Origin of the sequence: Pseudooceanicola sp. LIPI14-2-Ac024, from assembly GCF_042188925.1 — a bacterium.
GTDB lineage: Bacteria > Pseudomonadota > Alphaproteobacteria > Rhodobacterales > Rhodobacteraceae > Pseudooceanicola.
The window spans coordinates 3,686,254-3,702,760 of sequence record NZ_CP170102.1 but is presented as its reverse complement, the minus strand read 5'-3'; the positions used below and the strand labels follow the sequence as shown (position 1 = coordinate 3,702,760).

Annotated in this window: 17 protein-coding genes; 6 read left to right on the top strand and 11 right to left on the bottom strand. The window is 71.1% G+C overall.

Annotated elements, in window-relative coordinates:
* Nucleotides 1-19 precede the first annotated feature (19 nt).
* The 6 genes from cobJ to ACE2AC_RS18170 all read right to left on the bottom strand — a co-directional run bounded on the left by cobJ (nucleotide 20) and on the right by ACE2AC_RS18170 (nucleotide 6,055).
* Nucleotides 20-1,843 (bottom strand): precorrin-3B C(17)-methyltransferase, encoded by a 1,824-nt coding sequence (gene cobJ / locus ACE2AC_RS18195; protein ID WP_375688950.1) that lies wholly within the window; start codon nucleotides 1,841-1,843, stop codon nucleotides 20-22.
* Nucleotides 1,834-2,538, bottom strand: a complete 705-nt coding sequence (gene cobI / locus ACE2AC_RS18190; protein WP_375688948.1) for a precorrin-2 C(20)-methyltransferase — start codon at nucleotides 2,536-2,538, stop codon at nucleotides 1,834-1,836. Before cobI ends, cobJ begins: the two co-directional genes overlap by 10 nt.
* Nucleotides 2,539-2,686: 148 nt before the next feature.
* The gene (gene cbiE / locus ACE2AC_RS18185; RefSeq protein WP_375688946.1) at nucleotides 2,687-3,892 is read right to left on the bottom strand and encodes a precorrin-6y C5,15-methyltransferase (decarboxylating) subunit CbiE; all 1,206 of its coding nucleotides are present in this window, start codon (nucleotides 3,890-3,892) and stop codon (nucleotides 2,687-2,689) included.
* On the bottom strand, nucleotides 3,889-4,527 hold the full coding sequence (locus ACE2AC_RS18180; protein WP_375688944.1) for a precorrin-8X methylmutase: 639 nt from the start codon (nucleotides 4,525-4,527) through the stop codon (nucleotides 3,889-3,891). The genes cbiE and ACE2AC_RS18180 overlap by 4 nt, the downstream gene beginning before the upstream one ends.
* 76 nt (nucleotides 4,528-4,603) lie before the next feature.
* Nucleotides 4,604-5,812, bottom strand: a complete 1,209-nt coding sequence (locus ACE2AC_RS18175) for a sirohydrochlorin chelatase (RefSeq protein ID WP_375688942.1) — start codon at nucleotides 5,810-5,812, stop codon at nucleotides 4,604-4,606.
* 3 nt (nucleotides 5,813-5,815) lie between these two features.
* On the bottom strand, nucleotides 5,816-6,055 hold the full coding sequence (locus tag ACE2AC_RS18170) for a DUF6732 family protein (RefSeq protein WP_375688940.1): 240 nt from the start codon (nucleotides 6,053-6,055) through the stop codon (nucleotides 5,816-5,818).
* A 297-nt stretch (nucleotides 6,056-6,352) separates the two neighbouring features.
* On the opposite strand from ACE2AC_RS18170, the gene ACE2AC_RS18165 reads away from it, so the two are divergent.
* Complete coding sequence (locus ACE2AC_RS18165) at nucleotides 6,353-7,327, top strand: glutathione S-transferase family protein (RefSeq protein WP_375688938.1); 975 nt, start codon at nucleotides 6,353-6,355, stop codon at nucleotides 7,325-7,327.
* A 6-nt stretch (nucleotides 7,328-7,333) separates the two neighbouring features.
* On the opposite strand, the gene ACE2AC_RS18160 is transcribed toward ACE2AC_RS18165, so the two are convergent.
* From ACE2AC_RS18160 to ACE2AC_RS18140, 5 genes are all read right to left on the bottom strand, one after another.
* Nucleotides 7,334-7,495 carry a hypothetical protein gene (locus tag ACE2AC_RS18160; protein ID WP_375688937.1) on the bottom strand — a complete coding sequence of 54 codons (162 nt, stop codon included), beginning with the start codon at nucleotides 7,493-7,495 and terminating at the stop codon, nucleotides 7,334-7,336.
* Between the two features lies 1 nt (nucleotide 7,496).
* A complete protein-coding gene (locus ACE2AC_RS18155) occupies nucleotides 7,497-8,681 on the bottom strand; it encodes a hypothetical protein (protein WP_375688935.1) in 1,185 nt (394 codons plus the stop codon).
* 11 nt (nucleotides 8,682-8,692) lie between these two features.
* Nucleotides 8,693-9,256, bottom strand: coding sequence for a hypothetical protein (locus ACE2AC_RS18150; RefSeq protein ID WP_375688933.1), 564 nt, complete (start codon nucleotides 9,254-9,256; stop codon nucleotides 8,693-8,695).
* Between the two features lie 127 nt (nucleotides 9,257-9,383).
* Nucleotides 9,384-10,568 (bottom strand): MFS transporter, encoded by a 1,185-nt coding sequence (locus ACE2AC_RS18145; RefSeq protein WP_375688931.1) that lies wholly within the window; start codon nucleotides 10,566-10,568, stop codon nucleotides 9,384-9,386.
* A gap of 55 nt (nucleotides 10,569-10,623) precedes the next feature.
* Nucleotides 10,624-11,010 carry a response regulator gene (locus ACE2AC_RS18140; RefSeq protein ID WP_375688929.1) on the bottom strand — a complete coding sequence of 129 codons (387 nt, stop codon included), beginning with the start codon at nucleotides 11,008-11,010 and terminating at the stop codon, nucleotides 10,624-10,626.
* Nucleotides 11,011-11,251: 241 nt separating this feature from the next.
* On the opposite strand from ACE2AC_RS18140, the gene ACE2AC_RS18135 reads away from it, so the two are divergent.
* The 5 genes from ACE2AC_RS18135 (at nucleotide 11,252) to ACE2AC_RS18115 (ending at nucleotide 16,454) form a co-directional block, all read left to right on the top strand.
* Nucleotides 11,252-11,620, top strand: a complete 369-nt coding sequence (locus ACE2AC_RS18135) for a DUF1636 family protein (protein WP_375688927.1) — start codon at nucleotides 11,252-11,254, stop codon at nucleotides 11,618-11,620.
* A gap of 4 nt (nucleotides 11,621-11,624) precedes the next feature.
* A complete protein-coding gene (locus ACE2AC_RS18130) occupies nucleotides 11,625-12,572 on the top strand; it encodes an aminotransferase class I/II-fold pyridoxal phosphate-dependent enzyme (RefSeq protein WP_375688925.1) in 948 nt (315 codons plus the stop codon).
* A gap of 1 nt (nucleotide 12,573) precedes the next feature.
* Nucleotides 12,574-13,485 (top strand): adenosylcobinamide-phosphate synthase CbiB, encoded by a 912-nt coding sequence (gene cbiB / locus ACE2AC_RS18125; protein WP_375688923.1) that lies wholly within the window; start codon nucleotides 12,574-12,576, stop codon nucleotides 13,483-13,485.
* Between the two features lie 61 nt (nucleotides 13,486-13,546).
* Nucleotides 13,547-14,722, top strand: coding sequence for a lytic murein transglycosylase (locus tag ACE2AC_RS18120; RefSeq protein WP_375688921.1), 1,176 nt, complete (start codon nucleotides 13,547-13,549; stop codon nucleotides 14,720-14,722).
* An 892-nt stretch (nucleotides 14,723-15,614) separates the two neighbouring features.
* Nucleotides 15,615-16,454, top strand: a complete 840-nt coding sequence (locus tag ACE2AC_RS18115) for a glycosyltransferase family 2 protein (RefSeq protein ID WP_375688919.1) — start codon at nucleotides 15,615-15,617, stop codon at nucleotides 16,452-16,454.
* The last annotated feature ends 53 nt before the right edge of the window (nucleotides 16,455-16,507 follow it).

Here is a 16,507-nt window from a genome sequence, read left to right as displayed (position 1 = left end):
CGGTTCTCCTGCCGCAGGCTCATTCCGACACCGCCTTGCCCGACAGGTCCCCGTCGATCCGCCGCGCATAGCCGCGCGGGGTGTACATCCGCGGCCCCTCGCCCAGCTTCGCCAGCCGGGAATTCGACGAGCCGACCAGCACGACCGTCAGCATGTCGACCTCGTCCACCTCCAGTTGGTCGAGACGGCGATACCGCACCTGCTCCTCGACCCGCCCGAGGTTCGAGGCCAGCATCACCGGCGTGTCCGCCGGCCGGTGCTGCAGCAGGATGTCCCGCGCCTCGGCCAGCAGGGTGCGCCGGGTCTTGCTGACCGGGTTGTAGAAGGCGATGACGAAATCCCCCTCCGCCGCCGCATGGAGCCGCCGCAGGATATCCGCCCGCGGCGTCAGCAGATCGCTCAGCGAGATGGCGCAGAAATCATGCCCCAGCGGCGCGCCTGCCCGGGCCGCCGCGCCCTGCAGCGCGCTCACCCCCGGCGAACAGACCACCTCGACCCGGCGCGCCGCCTGGCTCACGCCGCCCGCGTCCGCATCCCGGTCGAGCAGCTCGAACACCAGCGCCCCCATGGCGTAGATCCCCGCGTCGCCCGAACAGACCAGCGCCACGTCGCGCCCCTCGCCCGCCCGTTCCAGCGCGTAGCGGCAGCGCGCCTCCTCGCCCCCCAGCGGGAAATCCGACCGCGCCTTGCCCAGGGCCAGCGGCCCCAGCAGATCGATGTAAAGCCCGTAGCCCACCAGCTCCTCGGCCTCGCTGACCAGCCGCGACACCTCGGGCGTGCGCCAGGCCGCCTGCCCGGGCCCGATCCCCACGACCGACAGCCGCCCGCGCGGCCGCCCGCGCAATTCGGCGATCACCCCCGGCGCCCGCGCCAGCGCGCAGGTGGCGTTGGCCGTCTTGCGCTTGGTCACTACCAGCACCGCCTCGGCCCCCGCGCCCGCCAGCGCCGCGCCCTCCGCGACGCCGTGGCAGCCGACCTCGGCAAAGACCACCTCCGACGGGGTCGCCAGCCGCCCGGCCTCGGCCTCCAGTTCTTCCGCCGTGAACACCCGCAGCGGCAGCCCCAGCTCCCGCGCCAACTTGTTCACCGCCCCCTCGTCCGCCTTCACGTCGATCGAGAACACGCCCCGCAGCGCCCCCGGCGCCACCCCCGCCTCGTCCAGCACCGCGCGCACCAACCCGGCCAGTTCCTCCGGCGGGCAATCCCGCGAACACCCCACCCCCAGGGCATAGGCCTGCGGATGGAACGTCAGCACCCCGGCCTCCGCCGGCGCATCGGTCACGTCGATCCGCACCGCCCCGGCGCCCGTGCCGCGCGCCAGCCCGTCCAGCCAGGCCGCTTCCCCGCGCACGTCCGCCCCGGCCCCCGCCAGCAGCCGCGCCATGGCGTCCTTGGCCAGATCCGGCGTGCCCAGAACCCAGCCCTCTGGCGGCTCGTCCAGCGACAGGCCCAGCGACACCTCGCCCGCCGTGGTCACCGCCGCCACGCCCTCCAGCGCCGCCGCGATCCGCTGCGCCAGCCGGTTCGCGCCCCGGTGCCCGCCAAGGAGCGGCACCACCACGGCCCCGTCGTCGCTGACCGCGACCACCGGCGGCTCCGCCCGCTTGTCGGCCAGCATCGGCGCCACCGCCCGGATCAGGATGCCGCTGGCGCAGACACCGACCACCGGCCGCCCCGCCGCGAACATCTCGCGCGCAAAGACCAGCGCGTCGTCGAATGTCTCGTCCGCCCCCGCCACGCGCCCCGCGCGCCCGAACATCGGCACGCCAAGCGCGTCGGCCACCCGCCGCGCCACCGGGGCGCCGCTTGCGGACACCGCCATCACCACCGGGCTCAGAGCCATGGATCGCCCCCTTTCGTCAGCAGGATCATCGAGAAATAGGGCGCCGCCTCCGGCGCCTCGGCCAGCGGCGCGATCACCTCCTCGGCCAGGGTCGCGCGTTCGACATAGACCGCGCGATCCTCCAGCCCGAGCGCCGCGATCACGCCCCGGATCTTTTGCAGGTGCCGCCCGACCTTGAGGATTGCCACCGCCTCGGCCGCGCCGATCCGCGCGGCCAGCTCCACCTCCGGCAGCGTCCCCGGCAGCACCTCCAGCCGCTCGTTCCGCGCGACCAGTGGCCGCCCCGCCCGCGCCGCCCCCGCGCTGACCGAGGTCACGCCCGGAACCACCTCGACCCGGAACCGCCCCGAGAGCCGGGCAAAGAGATACATGAACGAGCCGTAGAAGAACGGGTCCCCCTCGCAGAGGCAGACCACGTCGCGCCCGCCCTCCAGCGCCTCGGCGATCCGCGCCGCGCCCGCGTCATAGGCCGCCTGCGCCGGGCCGCGCGCCTGCGTCATCGGCACGTCCATCACGATCTCCTCGACGCCCGCCCGGATCACACCCGCCGCGATCGAGCGCGCGAAACTCGCCGCCCCCGCCAGCGCCGGATAGGCCACGACCTCCGCCGCCCCGATCAGCCGTGCCGCCTTCAACGTCATCAGCTCGGGATCGCCCGGCCCCAGCCCCACGCCGTAGAGCACGCCGCCGGTCATCCAGCCGTACCCCGAGCTTCATCTTGCCTTGGGCTCCGCCCGTTCGGGGCTGAAACCGTCCACCGGACGGTTTCGATTCCGCCCCTCACCTTCCGCCGGAGGCTCCCGCACTCACCGCCCGCACCCTGGCCCGAGGCCGCCACGCCCCTCACCGCTTCACCAGCGACCATTGCGTCACCGGCATCGCCGCGCGCCAGCCGCGATAGGGCCCGACCGCCTCGGCCTTCTGCACCGCGATCCGCACCAGCTCGCCGCCGAATTCCGCGTGCAGCTCGGCCAGCACCGCCTCGCTCTCCAGCGTGACGGCATTGGCGACCAGCCGGCCCAGCGGCCGCAGTGCCGCCCAGGCCGCGACGAAGACCGCCCGCGACAGCCCGCCGCCGATGAAAACCGCATCGGGTGCCTCCAGCCCCGCCAGCGCCTCGGGCACCCGGCCATCGACCAGCTCCAGCCGGGGTGCGCCCAGCGCCAGCGCGTTGGCCGCCGCCATCGCCCGCCGGTCGGCGCGCGGCTCGATCCCCACGGCCCGCGCATAGCGCGCCGCCCGCATCCATTCGACCGCGACCGATCCCGACCCGGTCCCGATGTCCCAGAGCAGCGCGCCGCGCATCGGCATCAGCTTGGCCAGCGTCGCCGCCCGCACCTCGCGCTTGGTCATCGTCCCGTCGCTCTGGAACAGATCGTCCGCCAGCCCCGGCACCCGCGGCAGGAGCGCCGCGTCGGGCGCCGCCCGGCACTCGACCGCCAGCGTGTTGAAGGCGGGCACCACGTGGTCCCAGCTCCCGGCGACGCCGTCGAAGCGTTGCTCCTCCGCCCCGCCCATGCTGGCCAGCACGGTCATCGGCGACGCGCCGAAGCCGCGTTCGGTCAGGAACCGCGCGATCTGCCCCGGCGTCTCGGCCCCGGTGGTCAGGATCAGAAGCCGCGCCTCGGGCTGGATGAAGGCGATCATCTGCTCGACCGGGCGGCCATGCACCGTCAGCGTCTCGAGGTCGGCCATCGACCAGCCCATCCGGACCGAGGCCAGCTGGAACGCCGACAGCTGGGGATGATAGACGATCTCGGCCGGCGGGATCGCCCGCCCGATCCGCGCGCCCACCGAGAACCAGAGCGGATCGCCGGTGGCCAGCACCACGACCCGGCGGCCCTTCAGCCCCTCCAGCACGTCGATCAGCGCATCGAAGGGATGCGGCCAGGCGATGCGCTCGGCGGTCACGCTCTCGGACAGCCTGTGATGGCGGTCGCCGCCGATCACCACCTCCGCCGCCTCCAGCACCGCGCGGGTGGCGGGCAGCAGCCCGTCCATGCCCTCCTCGCCGATGCCGACGATATGCAGCCAGGGATGTTCGCTCATCTGTCCTCCTCCGGCAGTCCCGCCGCCAGCGCGTTCACCGCCGCCGAGGCGAGCGCCGATCCGCCCCGCCGTCCGCGCAGCGCCACGAAATCGCAGCCGCGCGGGTTGGCCGCCAGCTCCGCCTTGCTCTCGGCCGCGCCGACGAAGCCGACCGGGAAGCCCAGGATCACCGCCGGTTTCGGCGCGCCCTGGTCGAGCAGTTCCAGCAGGTGGAAGAGCGCCGTCGGCGCATTGCCGATCGCCACCACCGCGCCCTCCAGATGGTCGGGCCAGAGCTCCACCGCCGCCGCCGAGCGGGTGTTGCCGATCCCCGCCGCGATGGCCGGCACGCGCGCATCGTTCAGCGTGACGATCACCTGGTTGCCCGCCGGAAGATAGCGCCGGATCACCCCGGCCGCCGCCATCTCGCAGTCGCAGATCACCGGCGCGCCGGATTGCAGCGCGACCCGCCCGGCGTCGAAGGCCAGCGGCGAGAAGGCCAGCCGGTCCGCGATCTCGACCATGCCGCAGGCGTGGATCAGCCGCACCGCCATCCGCGCCATGCCGTCGTCGAACCGGTCGAGGCGGGCCTCGGCCCGGACGGCGGCAAAGCTCTGCGCGTAGATCGCGGCGGGGTCCTTTTCGTAGGGGCGCAAGATCGGGGCCTTCGTGCTGGCGGAGGGCGACCCTCCGGGGGAGTTTTCCTGGCAAGATGAAGCCAGGGGGCGTGCGTCATTTCACCCGGGCGCTTTCCGGCCCGTGCGGGTGTTTCGCATGCGGGTAGTCCGGGTGGGCGTGGTCGTGGTCATGCCCGTCGTGGTGGTGGTGATGGTGGTGGTGATCCGCCATCGCCAGCCGGCAGGCGCCGGTGCAGAAGGTGTCGCAGAGCGTGCAGTCGGCCACGTTCGATCCCGGGGCCGAGGCGCCCTGCCCCTCGACATGGTGGTGGTGGCTTTCCTGCGGGGCGCCGAGTTCGGCCTCGAAACCCAGCACCGCGACCCGGTACTTGCACATCACGCAGGTCGGCGGCGGCACGTCGCGCAGCGCCGGGTGGGCGCCGCGGGCGGCGGCCCCGGCGCGGCGCGCCTCTGCCTTCACGTGGCGGTGGCCGCCGCCGGGCGTGGTCAGGATCTGTTCGCGGTAGAGGCAGGTGCCGCAGTTCGGCGGCGCCTCGGCGCCGGCCTGTTCGCGCACCCGTTCGGCGAAGGTGGCCAGCACCTCGGGGTGGTCGTTCAGGTAGCCCGCCTTGACGAACTCGATGCCCGGATGGGCCGCGGCGACCCGGTCGGTGAAGCCGTAGATCCGGTCGATCAGGATGCCGGTGAAAAGGAAGTAGGGAAAGACCACCACACGGCGGTAGCCGAGTTTCACCACGTGGGTCAGGCAGGGCTCGACCAGCGGGAAGGTCACGCCGGAATAGCCCACCTCGCACCAGCCGAAGCCCATCCCCTCGTGCAGCAGCCGCGCGATCTTGGCGACGTTGGCATTGGCGTCCGGATCCGAGGCGCCGCGGCCGATGACGACGAGGCAGGTCTCTTCCAGCGGCACCGCGCCGCCCGCGGCATCCGCCCGCGCCACGGCCTCGCGCAGGCGGGCGGCGGCGGCGGCGACCATCTTGGGGTCGACCCCCAGCTCGCGGCCATAGCTCACCTCGATCCCGTGCTCGGCGGCATAGGCGTTCAGCACGGTGGGAATGTCGTTCTTGGCATGCATCGCGGCGAACAGCATCCCCGGCACGGCGAGGATGCGGTCACAGCCCTTCTCGCGCAGCCGGTCGAGGCCCACCCGGATCACCGGGTTGGCGAACTCGAGATAGCCGTAGTCGACCTCCCAGTCGGGCGGCAGCAGCGGCGGCAGCTTCTCGGCCAGAACGGCGAATTCGTCCACGGCGGCCTGGCTGCGAGAGCCGTGGCCGCAGATCATCACCCCGGTTTTCGTCATGGCTCAGGCGTCCTGAAGCTCGGGCTCGGCGCCCTCGTCGGCCTCGGCCTCGTCCGGGGCGGCATCCTTGCGGCCCTTCAGCGCCTGCCACAGCCCGATGGCGATGGCGGCCCCGATGGCGGCGGCGCCCAGCCAGTGGCCGTGGCCCGCGACCTCGGCCAGGTGGCCGGGATGGGCGGCCGCGGCCAGCGGCGCCAGGGTGAATACGGATGCAACCGTGGTGATGCGTGCGGGTCTGAACATCTGTCCCTCTTTCGTCTCAGCCACGGAAAGGGGATGGCGGCCCTGCGGCCCCCGACGATCTTTCCCGCGCCCCCTGCTTGGGTCGGCGCCGGTCCGAGCTCCTTTCCGGCCCCTCGCGGGGCATCGTCCGCCCCCTGCCTAGCGGAACTGCCCCAGCGTCGCAATCGCCGAAAGCGGCCATCCGCCCTCCGGCTGCGCCCTCATGTGCACGAGCGCAGCCGACTTGCGCGCCCATGGCGCTATGCGCGGCGGGCGGAACCGCTATGTCTGGCATGAGCCAGAGGAAAGGAACGCGCCATGGGCCAGCTGATGGACGGAAAATGGGAAGTGCAGAGCCTCAAGTCGCTGTCCGATGGCGGCGCCTTCAAGCGCAAGGAGTCGAGCTTCCGCAACTGGATCACCGCCGACGGCAGCGCCGGCCCCAGCGGCGAGGGCGGCTTTCCCGCCGAAAGCGGGCGCTATCACCTCTACGTCTCCTACGCCTGCCCCTGGGCGCACCGGGCGCTGATCTTCCGCAAGCTGAAGGGGCTCGAGGATCACGTCACCGTCTCGGCGGTGCATCCCGACATGCTGGACGACGGCTGGACCTTTGCCACCGATTTTCCGGGCGCGACGGGCGATGACCTCTACGGCCTGCCCTACCTGCGCGACATCTACACCCGGGCCGATCCCGGGGTGACCACCCGCGTCACCGTGCCCGTGCTTTGGGACAAGACGCGCGAGACGATCGTGTCGAACGAAAGCGCCGAGATCATCCGCATGTTCAACGGGGCCTTCGACGCGATCACCGGCAACACCGACGACTACCACCCCGAGGCGCTCTGCGAACCGATCGAGGGGGTGAATGCCCGGATCTACGACACCGTCAACAACGGCGTCTACAAGGCCGGCTTCGCGACCACGCAGGAGGCCTACGACGCGGCCGTGCATCCGCTCTTCGACAGCCTCGACTGGATCGAATGCATCCTGTCGGAAAACCGCTACCTGCTGGGCGACCGCATCACCGAGGCCGACTGGCGGCTCTTCACCACGCTGATCCGGTTCGACAAGGTCTACCACGGCCACTTCAAGTGCAACCGCCAGCGGATCGTCGATTACCCGAACATCTGGCCTTACCTGCGCGAGCTCTACCAGTGGCCGGGCGTGGCCGAGACGGTGAAGTTCGACCACATCGTGCGCCATTACCATTACAGCCACGAGAGCATTAACCCCAACCGGATCGTGCCGATCACCCCGGTGCTCGACCTGCGCCGGCCGCACGGGCGGGGCTGACCGGGGTCAGTCCTTCTTCTTGTCGTCGTGGCAGTGGCGGCCCTCGGCCTCGCTGAAATGGCAGCCGCGGGAATTGGTCGGCCCGTCGTGAGCGGTGGCGATCGTGGCCAGCACGATCAGCAGGATGGCCGCCGCGGCGGCCTGGATCAGGCGGTCAGTGGGTGACATCTCAGGGATCCTTCAGCATCGGCATCGCTTCGTCGAGATAGGCGATCGCCTCGCACACCGGGCGCAGCTCGGTGATGGTGGATGGCCGCGCGCAGGGGTCGCGGTCGGTGGCCTGCGGGCCCGTGCCGCGGATCGTCAGCCCTTCGCGGGTCAGGTCCGTCCGCAGGGCGCCCGCGACCTCGATCAGGGGGCGCTCGTCGAACACCTCCTCCGCGACGTAGTCATCGACGCTGCGCACCGCCGGTTCGATGTGCAGCAGCTGGCGGAAACACTGGCTCCGCAGCAGAAGCACCTGGGTCCGGGTGAACTGGGCGGTGTCCTTGACCTGCTTGTAGCGCGCCTCTTCCAGGCCGCGCAGGTCGTCGTACAGGCTGCCCGCCGCGGTATAGACCTGTTCGCATTCGTATTCCGGCATTTGCCGCAGCGCCTGCCAGTGCCGGCCGTAAAGCGTGCCCTCGGCCTCGGAAAACAGCCGCGCCGCGTTCAGCACCCGCTTGGTCGAGGCCGACAGCGGCTCGGCATTGGCCGACCCGACGCTGAGCGTGTCGATGATGGCGCGGTACCGGTTCAGGTCGGCCTTCGGCACGCCGAACCAGTCGGTCGTCCGCACCAGCTCGTTCATCGCGTCGGCAAAGACCACCATGGTGCGCTTCATCGGAAAGCCGCGGGTGTCCTCCAGGGCGACCAGCCGCTCGATCTCGTGCACGGCGGTCAGGTAGGTGCGGATCAGCTTGTCCTGGCTGAACCCGCCGATGCCGTCCTCGTAGGCCGTCTTGAGCAGCACCTGCGCCTCGGCCGCGTCGGTCGGCCCGATGTAGGGGATCGACACCGGCACGACCGTGTCGTTGGCAAAGAGGCCGAGCGCGACGTAGATCGGCCTCAGCGGCACGTTCTCGTCGGCGCTTTCCAGCCGGATGCTCAGGTCCGACCGGTGCGACCGCCCCGGCCCCGCGACCGGCACCACCCAGTTCGAGTTGAAGCTGTCGAACTTCAGCGTGTCGACCGGCACCACCAGCATCTCTTCCGGCAGCACCACGACCGCGAAATCCTTGAGCTGATCCGGCCCGTAGGGCCCCACCAGCGCCAGTTTCAGCGTCACGTCCCCCGCCAGCGCCGGGCCCACCAGCGCCACCGACAGCCCCGCCGCCACGGCACCGCGCCGCGCCCGGGATATCATGGTTCTCACAGCCTGTCTCATTATCCGGCCCTCGTCACAACGGCACCGGCCAGCGCGGCCAGGAACGCGATCGCCGCGGTCCGGGTGCCTTCGATCTGTGTCTTGATCTGTTCGTAGACGTCGTCGAACTCCGATGCCGTCGGATCGACCGTCAGCACGTAGTTCCTGAGCGCCTCGTAGTCCGGGTAGATCGCCAGCGCGATCGTCCCGCCGATGGCGACGAACAGCAGCACCAGCACCATCAGCCACTTGGCCGCGGTGCGCACCGACCGCCGCTTGCCAAAGATCACCCCCAGCAGCACCGGCAGGGCAAAGAAGAGCTCCTGCGCGCTCGACAGGTCGAAGCGGACCCAGGTCACCGCCAGCGGAAAGAGCACGCCCAGCACGTTCGGCTCCTCGGCGCTCGCGACCTCGTTGGCGAACAGCAGCCCGACCGTGGTCGGCCCGACAAAGACCGCGGCGGAAATCGCGATCACGCCGAAGGCGATGCACTTTTCAAGCGCGCCGTTCTGGTCGAAGAAGCTGTCGTCGGGCAGCCCGCGCGTGGCCGCGGGGGCGTCGTCGTCAATACGGACGTCGGTCATAATCACCTCCAGGTGAAAACACGTCATGGAGGATTGGAATTGAATCGAATCTATCTATGGGGCGGCATTGCACCGCAAAGCTGACCCAAAGTCAACTTCCGCGCGCATGACGCCCGCCCCCTTCGCCTCAGCCGCGCACACCGTCCGCCGCCAGCGGACCGGGCCGCAACCGCCCGAGCTGCAGCAGGCAGAGCCAGGCCGCCGCGCTGAAAACCGCCAGCGCGACCAGCACCGCGCGCGGCCCCGTCGTGACCAGCAGCGCGGCCAGCGCCGGGGCCGCCAGCGCGTTGATCAGGTTCAGCGGCAGGGCGATGGCCGACATCGTCGCGGCATAATCCGCCCGCCGGTAGAAGGTCAGCGGCATCGTGGCGCGGGCCACCGCGAAGGCCCCGCTGCCGATCCCGAACAGGCCGAGGTAACCCGCCACCGCCCAGCCCGTCGCGCCGCCGAAGGCCACCGCCAGCAGCCCCAGCGGGATCATCGCGCCCGCCAGGATTGCGGTGCTCAGCCCGTCCCACCGGTGCCCGCCGGCCAGGTCGATCAACCGCCCGCCGACCTTGAACACCCCCAGGAGCGACGCGATCGCAACCGCTCGCGCGGTGTCCGCCCCGAGGGCGCGGAACAGCTCGATCCCGACCGCCTCGATCCCGAAGGTGACAAAGCCGTTCAGCGCCACCGCCGCCAAGATCAGCAGGAACACCCGCTCGCGCAGCAGCGGCCTGCGGGTCGGGACGGCCGCGCTCGCGCCGTGACCATGGGTCTCGGGCAGGCCCAGCAGCACCAGCGGCGCGACCAGCGCCGCCATCGTGCCCGCATAGGCCAGCGCCGCGCCGCGCCAGCCGATCGCCTGCTCCAGCCAGGCAGTCACCGGCCAGAACAGGCTGCCCGCCAGCCCGGTCACCAGCATCAGCGTCCCGATGGTCCCGCGCGCCAGCTCCCCGGCGAAATCCGACAGGTAGACATAGGCGGCAGTGGTCAGGAACATCGCCCCCGCCGCGCCCACCACCGCCCAGCCCGCGAGGAAGACTACCCGCCCCTGCGCCGCCGCGATCACCGCCAGCCCGACGCCGATCAAGAGCGCGCCCGCCGCCATCACCCGCCGCACGCCGAACCGCGCGAACCCGCGCCCGGCCAGCGGCGCGCCCAGTCCCATGGCGACGAACATGACCGAGGTGCCCAGGAACACCCCCGGCAGCGTCAGCCCGATATCCTCTGCCACGGCCGAGGCGACGGCAGCCAGGAATCCGACGGCCCCCCAGCCGATGACCTGGGACACGGCGAGGATCGCAAAGACGATGAGGGCGCGCGGCATCCCCGCCGCTTACGCCCACCGCGTGACGGCATCGTGACGCCCCGCGCCCCGGGCCTCAGCCCGCCAGCCCGTAGTGCTCCACCACCGCCGCCAGGTCCGCCACCGGGCCGTCCGCCGGCAGCAGCGCACGGGCGTTCTGGGAGTGGGCAAAGATCGACCCGTCCGAGAAGAAGTTGGAGTTGGTGACAAAGATCACACGCGCCTCGGGCTGGCGATAGCTGGCAAAGTCCGACACCGCCAGCGCCGACCCCTCCTCGAGGATGAGGTCGAGCACGATCACGTCGAACTCCATCTCCAGCAGCGCGTCGACCGCCGCCGTCTGTCCCGCCACCAGCCGGGTCACGCAGCCCTGCCGATCGAGGTGGCGCTGCCACAGCGCCCCCAGTTCCTGCCGGTCCTCCACGATCAACACGCGGGTGCCGGATGCTCTCGCTTGTCTCATGACCATTCAGTCTTTGTTGTTTGTTGCGTCATGGCCTCGCGCCGGGATAGACGGGCCAGAATGATCAACAAGGTCTGTCCGGAATCCTAACAAAGGGTTAACACCAGACCGCCTAAAGGGCACCTGACACAAAACAGGCGTTTCACTGCCGCGCAGCCCGCAACAATGGGCCAAAATCCGCGCATGCCGCGGAAAATAATACACAATTTGACGCCAATCAGCGTCACCTCGAAAGGCCCGCATGACCACCTGGATCACCATCTGCGACACCTGCAAGCGCGACGACTGGGCCGACCGCGGGGTCGAGCGCACCGACGGAGAGGCGCTGGCCGACCTCGTCGAACCGCTGGCCGCCGCCGCCGGGATCCCGACCCGCCGGGTGTCCTGCCTGATGGGCTGCTCGCACGGCTGCAACGTCGCGATCCAGTCCGAGGGCAAGCTCAGCTACACGCTCGGCCGGTTCGAACCGGTCACCGACGACGCCGCCGCCATCGTCGAATACGCGGGCCTGCATGCCGACACCGACACCGGCCAGGTGCCCTACCGCCAGTGGCCGCAGGGGGTGAAGGGGCATTTCGTCACCCGCCACCCGCCGCTGCCCAAGGGCTGACACCGTGACCGGGCGCGACCACGGCGGCGGGATCGACGCGGCGGCCGCGCGCTTCGGCGGCGCGCGCGCCGACTGGATCGACCTCTCGACCGGGATCAACCCGGTGCCCTACCCGCTGCCCGACCTGCCGCCCCGCCTCTGGCGCGACCTGCCCGACGCCGCGGGACAGGCGGCGCTGATCGCCGCCGCCCGCGCCTTCTGGTCGGTGCCCGCCGCCGCGGCGCTCCTGCCGGTCCCCGGCCTGTCCTCGGTGATCCCCCGCCTGCCCGCGCTCGCCGCGCCCGGCCGGGTCGCGATCCCCGGCCCCACCTACAACGAATACGCCCCGGCCTTCGCCGCCGCGGGCTGGCAGGTCTCCTCCGACGACCCGGCCCCGACGGACGACGCCGCCGTCGTTGTCCATCCCAACAACCCCGACGGACGGCACCACGCCGCGCCCGCCCGGACCCTCCGCCTGCGGGTGATCGACGAAAGCTTCTGCGATCTCACCCCCGCCGCCTCCCTCGTGGCCGAGGCGGCCGCGCCCGCGACCCTCGTCCTCAAGGGCCTCGGCAAGTTCTGGGGCATGGGCGGCCTGCGCCTCGGCTTCGTGATCGGCGACCCGCGCCTCTGCGATGCCCTTGCCGCCCAGCTCGGACCGTGGAGCGTGTCCGGCCCCGCCCAGGCCATCGGCACCGCCGCGCTGTCGGACACCGGCTGGGCCGCGGCCACCCGCGCCCGCCTCCGCGCCGACGCCACCCGCCTCGACGCGCGGCTGGCGGCCCGTGGCGCGGCCCTCGCGGGCGGCACCGACCTCTTCCGCCTCTACGACGTCCCAGACGCCGCGGCGCTGCAGGACCACCTCGCCCGCAGCCAGGTCTGGACCCGCATCTTCCCGTGGTCGCCCCGCCTCATCCGCCTCGGGCTGCCCGCCCCCGCCGACTGGCCCCGCGTCGACGCCGCGCTCGCCTGAGATGGAGCATGCCGCGATCCTCTGCGCCGCCCTGCTGCTCGACGCGGCGTTTGGCGAACCGCGCTGGCTCTGGTCGCGCCTGCCGCACCCCGCCGTCGTCATGGGCCGCGCGATCGGCTGGTGCGACCGCCGTTTCAACCACGGCCCGGCCCGCCTGACCCGCGGCGCCTCGGTCCTCGCCGCGCTCTGCGCCGCCACCTTCGCCACCGGCCTCGTGATCGCCGCCCTCGGCCCCTGGGCCGAGGCGCTGGCCGCGGCGATCCTGCTGGCCCAGAAATCCCTCGTCACCCATGTCCGCGACGTCGGCGACGCGCTGCGCCTCTCGCTCGGCGACGGCCGCCGCGCCGTTGCCCGGATCGTCGGCCGCGACACCGCCGCGATGGACCCGCCCGCCGTCGCCCGCGCCGCCATCGAAAGCGCGGCCGAGAACCTGTCCGACGGCGTCACCGCGCCCGCCTTCTGGTTCCTCGTCGGCGGCCTGCCGGCGATGGCCGTCTACAAGATGGTCAACACCGCCGACAGCATGATCGGCTACCGGACCGACGCCTACGAACGCTTCGGCAAGCCCGCCGCCCGGCTCGACGACCTCCTGAACTGGATCCCCGCCCGCCTGACCGCGCTGATCCTCGCCGTTCTCGGCCACCAGCACCGCGCCTGGCGCGACATCACCGCCGAGGCGCGCCGCCACCGTTCCCCCAATGCCGGCTGGCCCGAGGCCGCGATGGCCCGCGCCCTCGACACCGCGCTCTCGGGGCCCCGCGCCTACCACGGCGTGATGCAGGACTTTCCCTGGGTCCACCCCCGCGGCCGCCGTGACGCCGGGCCCGCCGAGGTCGACGCCGCCGCCCGCCTGCTCTGGCAGGCCTGGGCGGTGATGCTCGCCTCGGCCGCTGTCCTGACCGTGATCGGCTGAGCATTGCCCCGCGGCCCCAACCTGCTACTTTCCCCAGGATTTTGACCAAGCCGAGGCCCCCATGCTCGCCAAGACCCTCACCGCCGCCCTGACCCTCGCCCTGACCACCGGGGCCGCCACGGCCCAATGCGGCGGCGATTTCGGCCAGTTCGTCCGCGGCCTCAAGGACGAGGCCGTCGCCAACGGCCACGCCCCCGCCACGGTCGACCGCTTCTTCGCCGGCGTCCGCCACGACCCGGCGGTGATCAAGGCCGACCGCGCGCAGGGTGTATTCCAGCTCGACTTCACCACCTTCGCCCGCCGCCTGATCTCGCAGAACCGCGTCCAGACCGGCCAGAAGAAGGCGCAGCAGTTCGCCGACACCTTCGCCCGCATCGAACGCGACTACGGCGTGCCGCGCGGCATCCTGCTGGCCTTCTGGGCGTTCGAAACCGACTACGGCGCCTTCCAGGGTGACTTCAACACCGCCAACGCGCTGGTGACCCTGGCCCACGACTGCCGCCGCCCCGACCTCTTCCGCCCGCAGGTGATGGCCGCGCTCGAGCTCTACGCCCACGGCGATTTCGACCCCGCCACCACCACCGGCGCCTGGGCGGGCGAGATCGGCATGGTCCAGATGCTGCCCCGCGACATCCTCGAAAACGGCGTGGACGGCGACGGCGACGGCCACGTCCGGCTCAAGACCTCGGCCCCCGACGCGCTGATGTCGGGCGCGAACATGCTCCGCTCGCTCGGCTGGCGCCCGAACGAACCCTGGCTGCAAGAGGTCGCGGTCCCCGCGAATTTCGACTGGTCGAAATCCGGCCTCGACCACCAGATGAACGCCGGTGACTGGCAGGCGGCGGGTGTCGCCCCCCGCTCGGGCCAGATGCTGCGTCCCGACCTGCCCGCCTCGCTCGTCCTGCCGCAGGGCCGCGGCGGCCCGGCCTTCCTGATCTACCCGAACTACCGGGTGCTCTTCGAATGGAACCAGAGCTTCGTCTACGTCCTGACCGCCGCCTACTTCGCGACCCGCCTCGAAGGCGGCCCGGTCTTCGACGCGGGCAGCCCCGCCCCCGGCCTCTCGGGGAACGAGATGAAGCAGCTGCAGCAGAAACTGGTCGCGCAGGGCTACGACGTCGGCAAGGTCGACGGCATCCTCGGCGAAAAGACCCGCGAGGCGGTGCAGCAGCTGCAGCTCAAGCTCGGCCTGCCCGCCGACGCCTGGCCCACGCGGGATCTGCTGAACCGGCTCTGAGAGGGGGCGGGTTTACTTCTTGGTAGGGAATTGGGACTATGAGGGACACATCGATACTGGTCTCAGTGCCTCACTGAATGCGACCCGGCGGAGCGGCTATTCCGCCGGGTCTTTCCTTGTCCCGGGATCACGCCCGGAGCCAAAGACGGATGACGGTCAGCAGCAGCGTCGCCACCGCCAGCCGAACCATCCACTTCCGGTACTGGTTCTCATCCAGTCGCCTCACCTCCTTTCGACGCGATGTGTCGCGACGCGGGCAGGCTACGGTACACCGGGCTAACCATTGCACGTTCAGGTATAGTTTTTTGCACTATCCTTTCAGACATTCCTGTATGTTTCCGTTCAGTGCCTCACTGAATGCGACCCGGCGGAGTTGCAGCTCCGCCGGGTCTTTCCTTGTCCCGGGATCACGCCCGGAGCCAAAGACGGATGAAGGTCAGCAACATTGATACGGCCGTCTGAACCATCTGTTTCCCGCACGTCTCGTCATCCGGTCGCCTTACCTCCTTCCGCCACGGATTTACTTTTGGGCAAGATTTCCGCACTATGACCGCCAATATTCGGTAGTCATCTTTCAGTGCCTCACTGAATGCGACCCGGCGGAGGTGCTTCTCCGCCGGGTCTTTCTCTAGACCCGGGTCTACACCCGGATCCAAAGGCGAATGACCGTCAGCAACAGCGTCGCCGCTGCCAGCCGGACCATCCATCTCCGGTAGTCGCTTTCCTTCAAATGCCTCACCTCCTTCCGCCGCGATGTGTCGCGACGGGCGCAGGCTACGGCGGACCGGGCTAACCAGCGGTTAACCAGGATCGCGGACCCCCCGCCCCCCTTCCCGTCCCCGCCATTTCCCGTCACACTCCCCCAACCCGCCGCAACCACCCCAAGGCCCCGATGAAGACCGCCGTCCTCACCTCCGTCCGCAACGACAGCCTCTTCCTCGACCTCTGGCTCGACTACTACGGCGGGCTCTTCGGTGCGGAATGCCTCTACGTGGTGATCGACGGCTTCGATCAGCCGGTGCCCGACCGCGCCGACCCGCCCAACATCCTCCGCGTGCCCTTCGTCGCCTCCGACCGCGCCACCGGCGACCGGCGGCGGGCGCGGCTGATCTCGGACATCGCGCGCGGCCTGCACAGGCTCTACGACGCCGTCATCGCCGTGGATGTCGACGAATTCCTGCTCGCCGATCCCGCGCAGTACCCCGACCTCGCCGCCCTGCTGGCCGGGGAACACCAGCGCGGCCGCCACGCGACGCTCTCCGGCCTCGGCCTCGACGTCGCCCAGAACACCGCGCTGGAGGCGCCGATCGACACCAGCCGCCCGATCCTCCAGCAGCGCCGCTTCGCCCAGCTCTCCACCCGCTACACCAAGCCCTCGGTCGCCTTCCGGCCCGTCACCTGGGGCTCGGGCTACCACCGGGTGAAACGGCGCAACTTCCACATTCACCCGCATCTCTACCTCGTGCACCTCGGCATGATGGACCACGCCAACTCCACGCAGCGCAGCACCGATGCGGACCGGATCGACAACGGCTGGACCGGCCACATGGCCCGGCGGCAGAAGGTCTTCGACGTCGTCACCGGCACCCCGCCCACCGACTTCGACAGCACCACCACCAGCGCCCGCCGGATGCAGACCTGGCTGCGCCCGCCCTACGCCTGGAACAAGCCGCTGATGCCCGGCGCCCCCCGGGTCGTGCGCATTCCCGACCGGTTCGCCCACCTGCTCTGACCCCGCCGCGCCTTGCGCCCGGCTGCGCCCCGGCCCAAGGTGCCCGCCGCGGC

What these genes read in the sequence shown, in the direction of transcription:
- cbiB (WP_375688923.1), top strand. Translation starts at nt 12,574, where the DNA reads ATGGAGCATGCCGCGATCCTCTGCGCCGCCCTGCTGCTCGACGCGGCG.
- ACE2AC_RS18115 (WP_375688919.1), top strand. Translation starts at nt 15,615, where the DNA reads ATGAAGACCGCCGTCCTCACCTCCGTCCGCAACGACAGCCTCTTCCTC.
- ACE2AC_RS18135 (WP_375688927.1), top strand. Translation starts at nt 11,252, where the DNA reads ATGACCACCTGGATCACCATCTGCGACACCTGCAAGCGCGACGACTGG.
- ACE2AC_RS18165 (WP_375688938.1), top strand. Translation starts at nt 6,353, where the DNA reads ATGGGCCAGCTGATGGACGGAAAATGGGAAGTGCAGAGCCTCAAGTCG.
- ACE2AC_RS18120 (WP_375688921.1), top strand. Translation starts at nt 13,547, where the DNA reads ATGCTCGCCAAGACCCTCACCGCCGCCCTGACCCTCGCCCTGACCACC.
- ACE2AC_RS18170 (WP_375688940.1), bottom strand. Translation starts at nt 6,055, where the DNA reads ATGTTCAGACCCGCACGCATCACCACGGTTGCATCCGTATTCACCCTG.
- ACE2AC_RS18175 (WP_375688942.1), bottom strand. Translation starts at nt 5,812, where the DNA reads ATGACGAAAACCGGGGTGATGATCTGCGGCCACGGCTCTCGCAGCCAG.
- ACE2AC_RS18145 (WP_375688931.1), bottom strand. Translation starts at nt 10,568, where the DNA reads ATGCCGCGCGCCCTCATCGTCTTTGCGATCCTCGCCGTGTCCCAGGTC.
- cbiE (WP_375688946.1), bottom strand. Translation starts at nt 3,892, where the DNA reads ATGAGCGAACATCCCTGGCTGCATATCGTCGGCATCGGCGAGGAGGGC.
- ACE2AC_RS18160 (WP_375688937.1), bottom strand. Translation starts at nt 7,495, where the DNA reads ATGTCACCCACTGACCGCCTGATCCAGGCCGCCGCGGCGGCCATCCTG.
- cobI (WP_375688948.1), bottom strand. Translation starts at nt 2,538, where the DNA reads ATGACCGGCGGCGTGCTCTACGGCGTGGGGCTGGGGCCGGGCGATCCC.
- ACE2AC_RS18140 (WP_375688929.1), bottom strand. Translation starts at nt 11,010, where the DNA reads ATGAGACAAGCGAGAGCATCCGGCACCCGCGTGTTGATCGTGGAGGAC.
- cobJ (WP_375688950.1), bottom strand. Translation starts at nt 1,843, where the DNA reads ATGGCTCTGAGCCCGGTGGTGATGGCGGTGTCCGCAAGCGGCGCCCCG.
- ACE2AC_RS18150 (WP_375688933.1), bottom strand. Translation starts at nt 9,256, where the DNA reads ATGACCGACGTCCGTATTGACGACGACGCCCCCGCGGCCACGCGCGGG.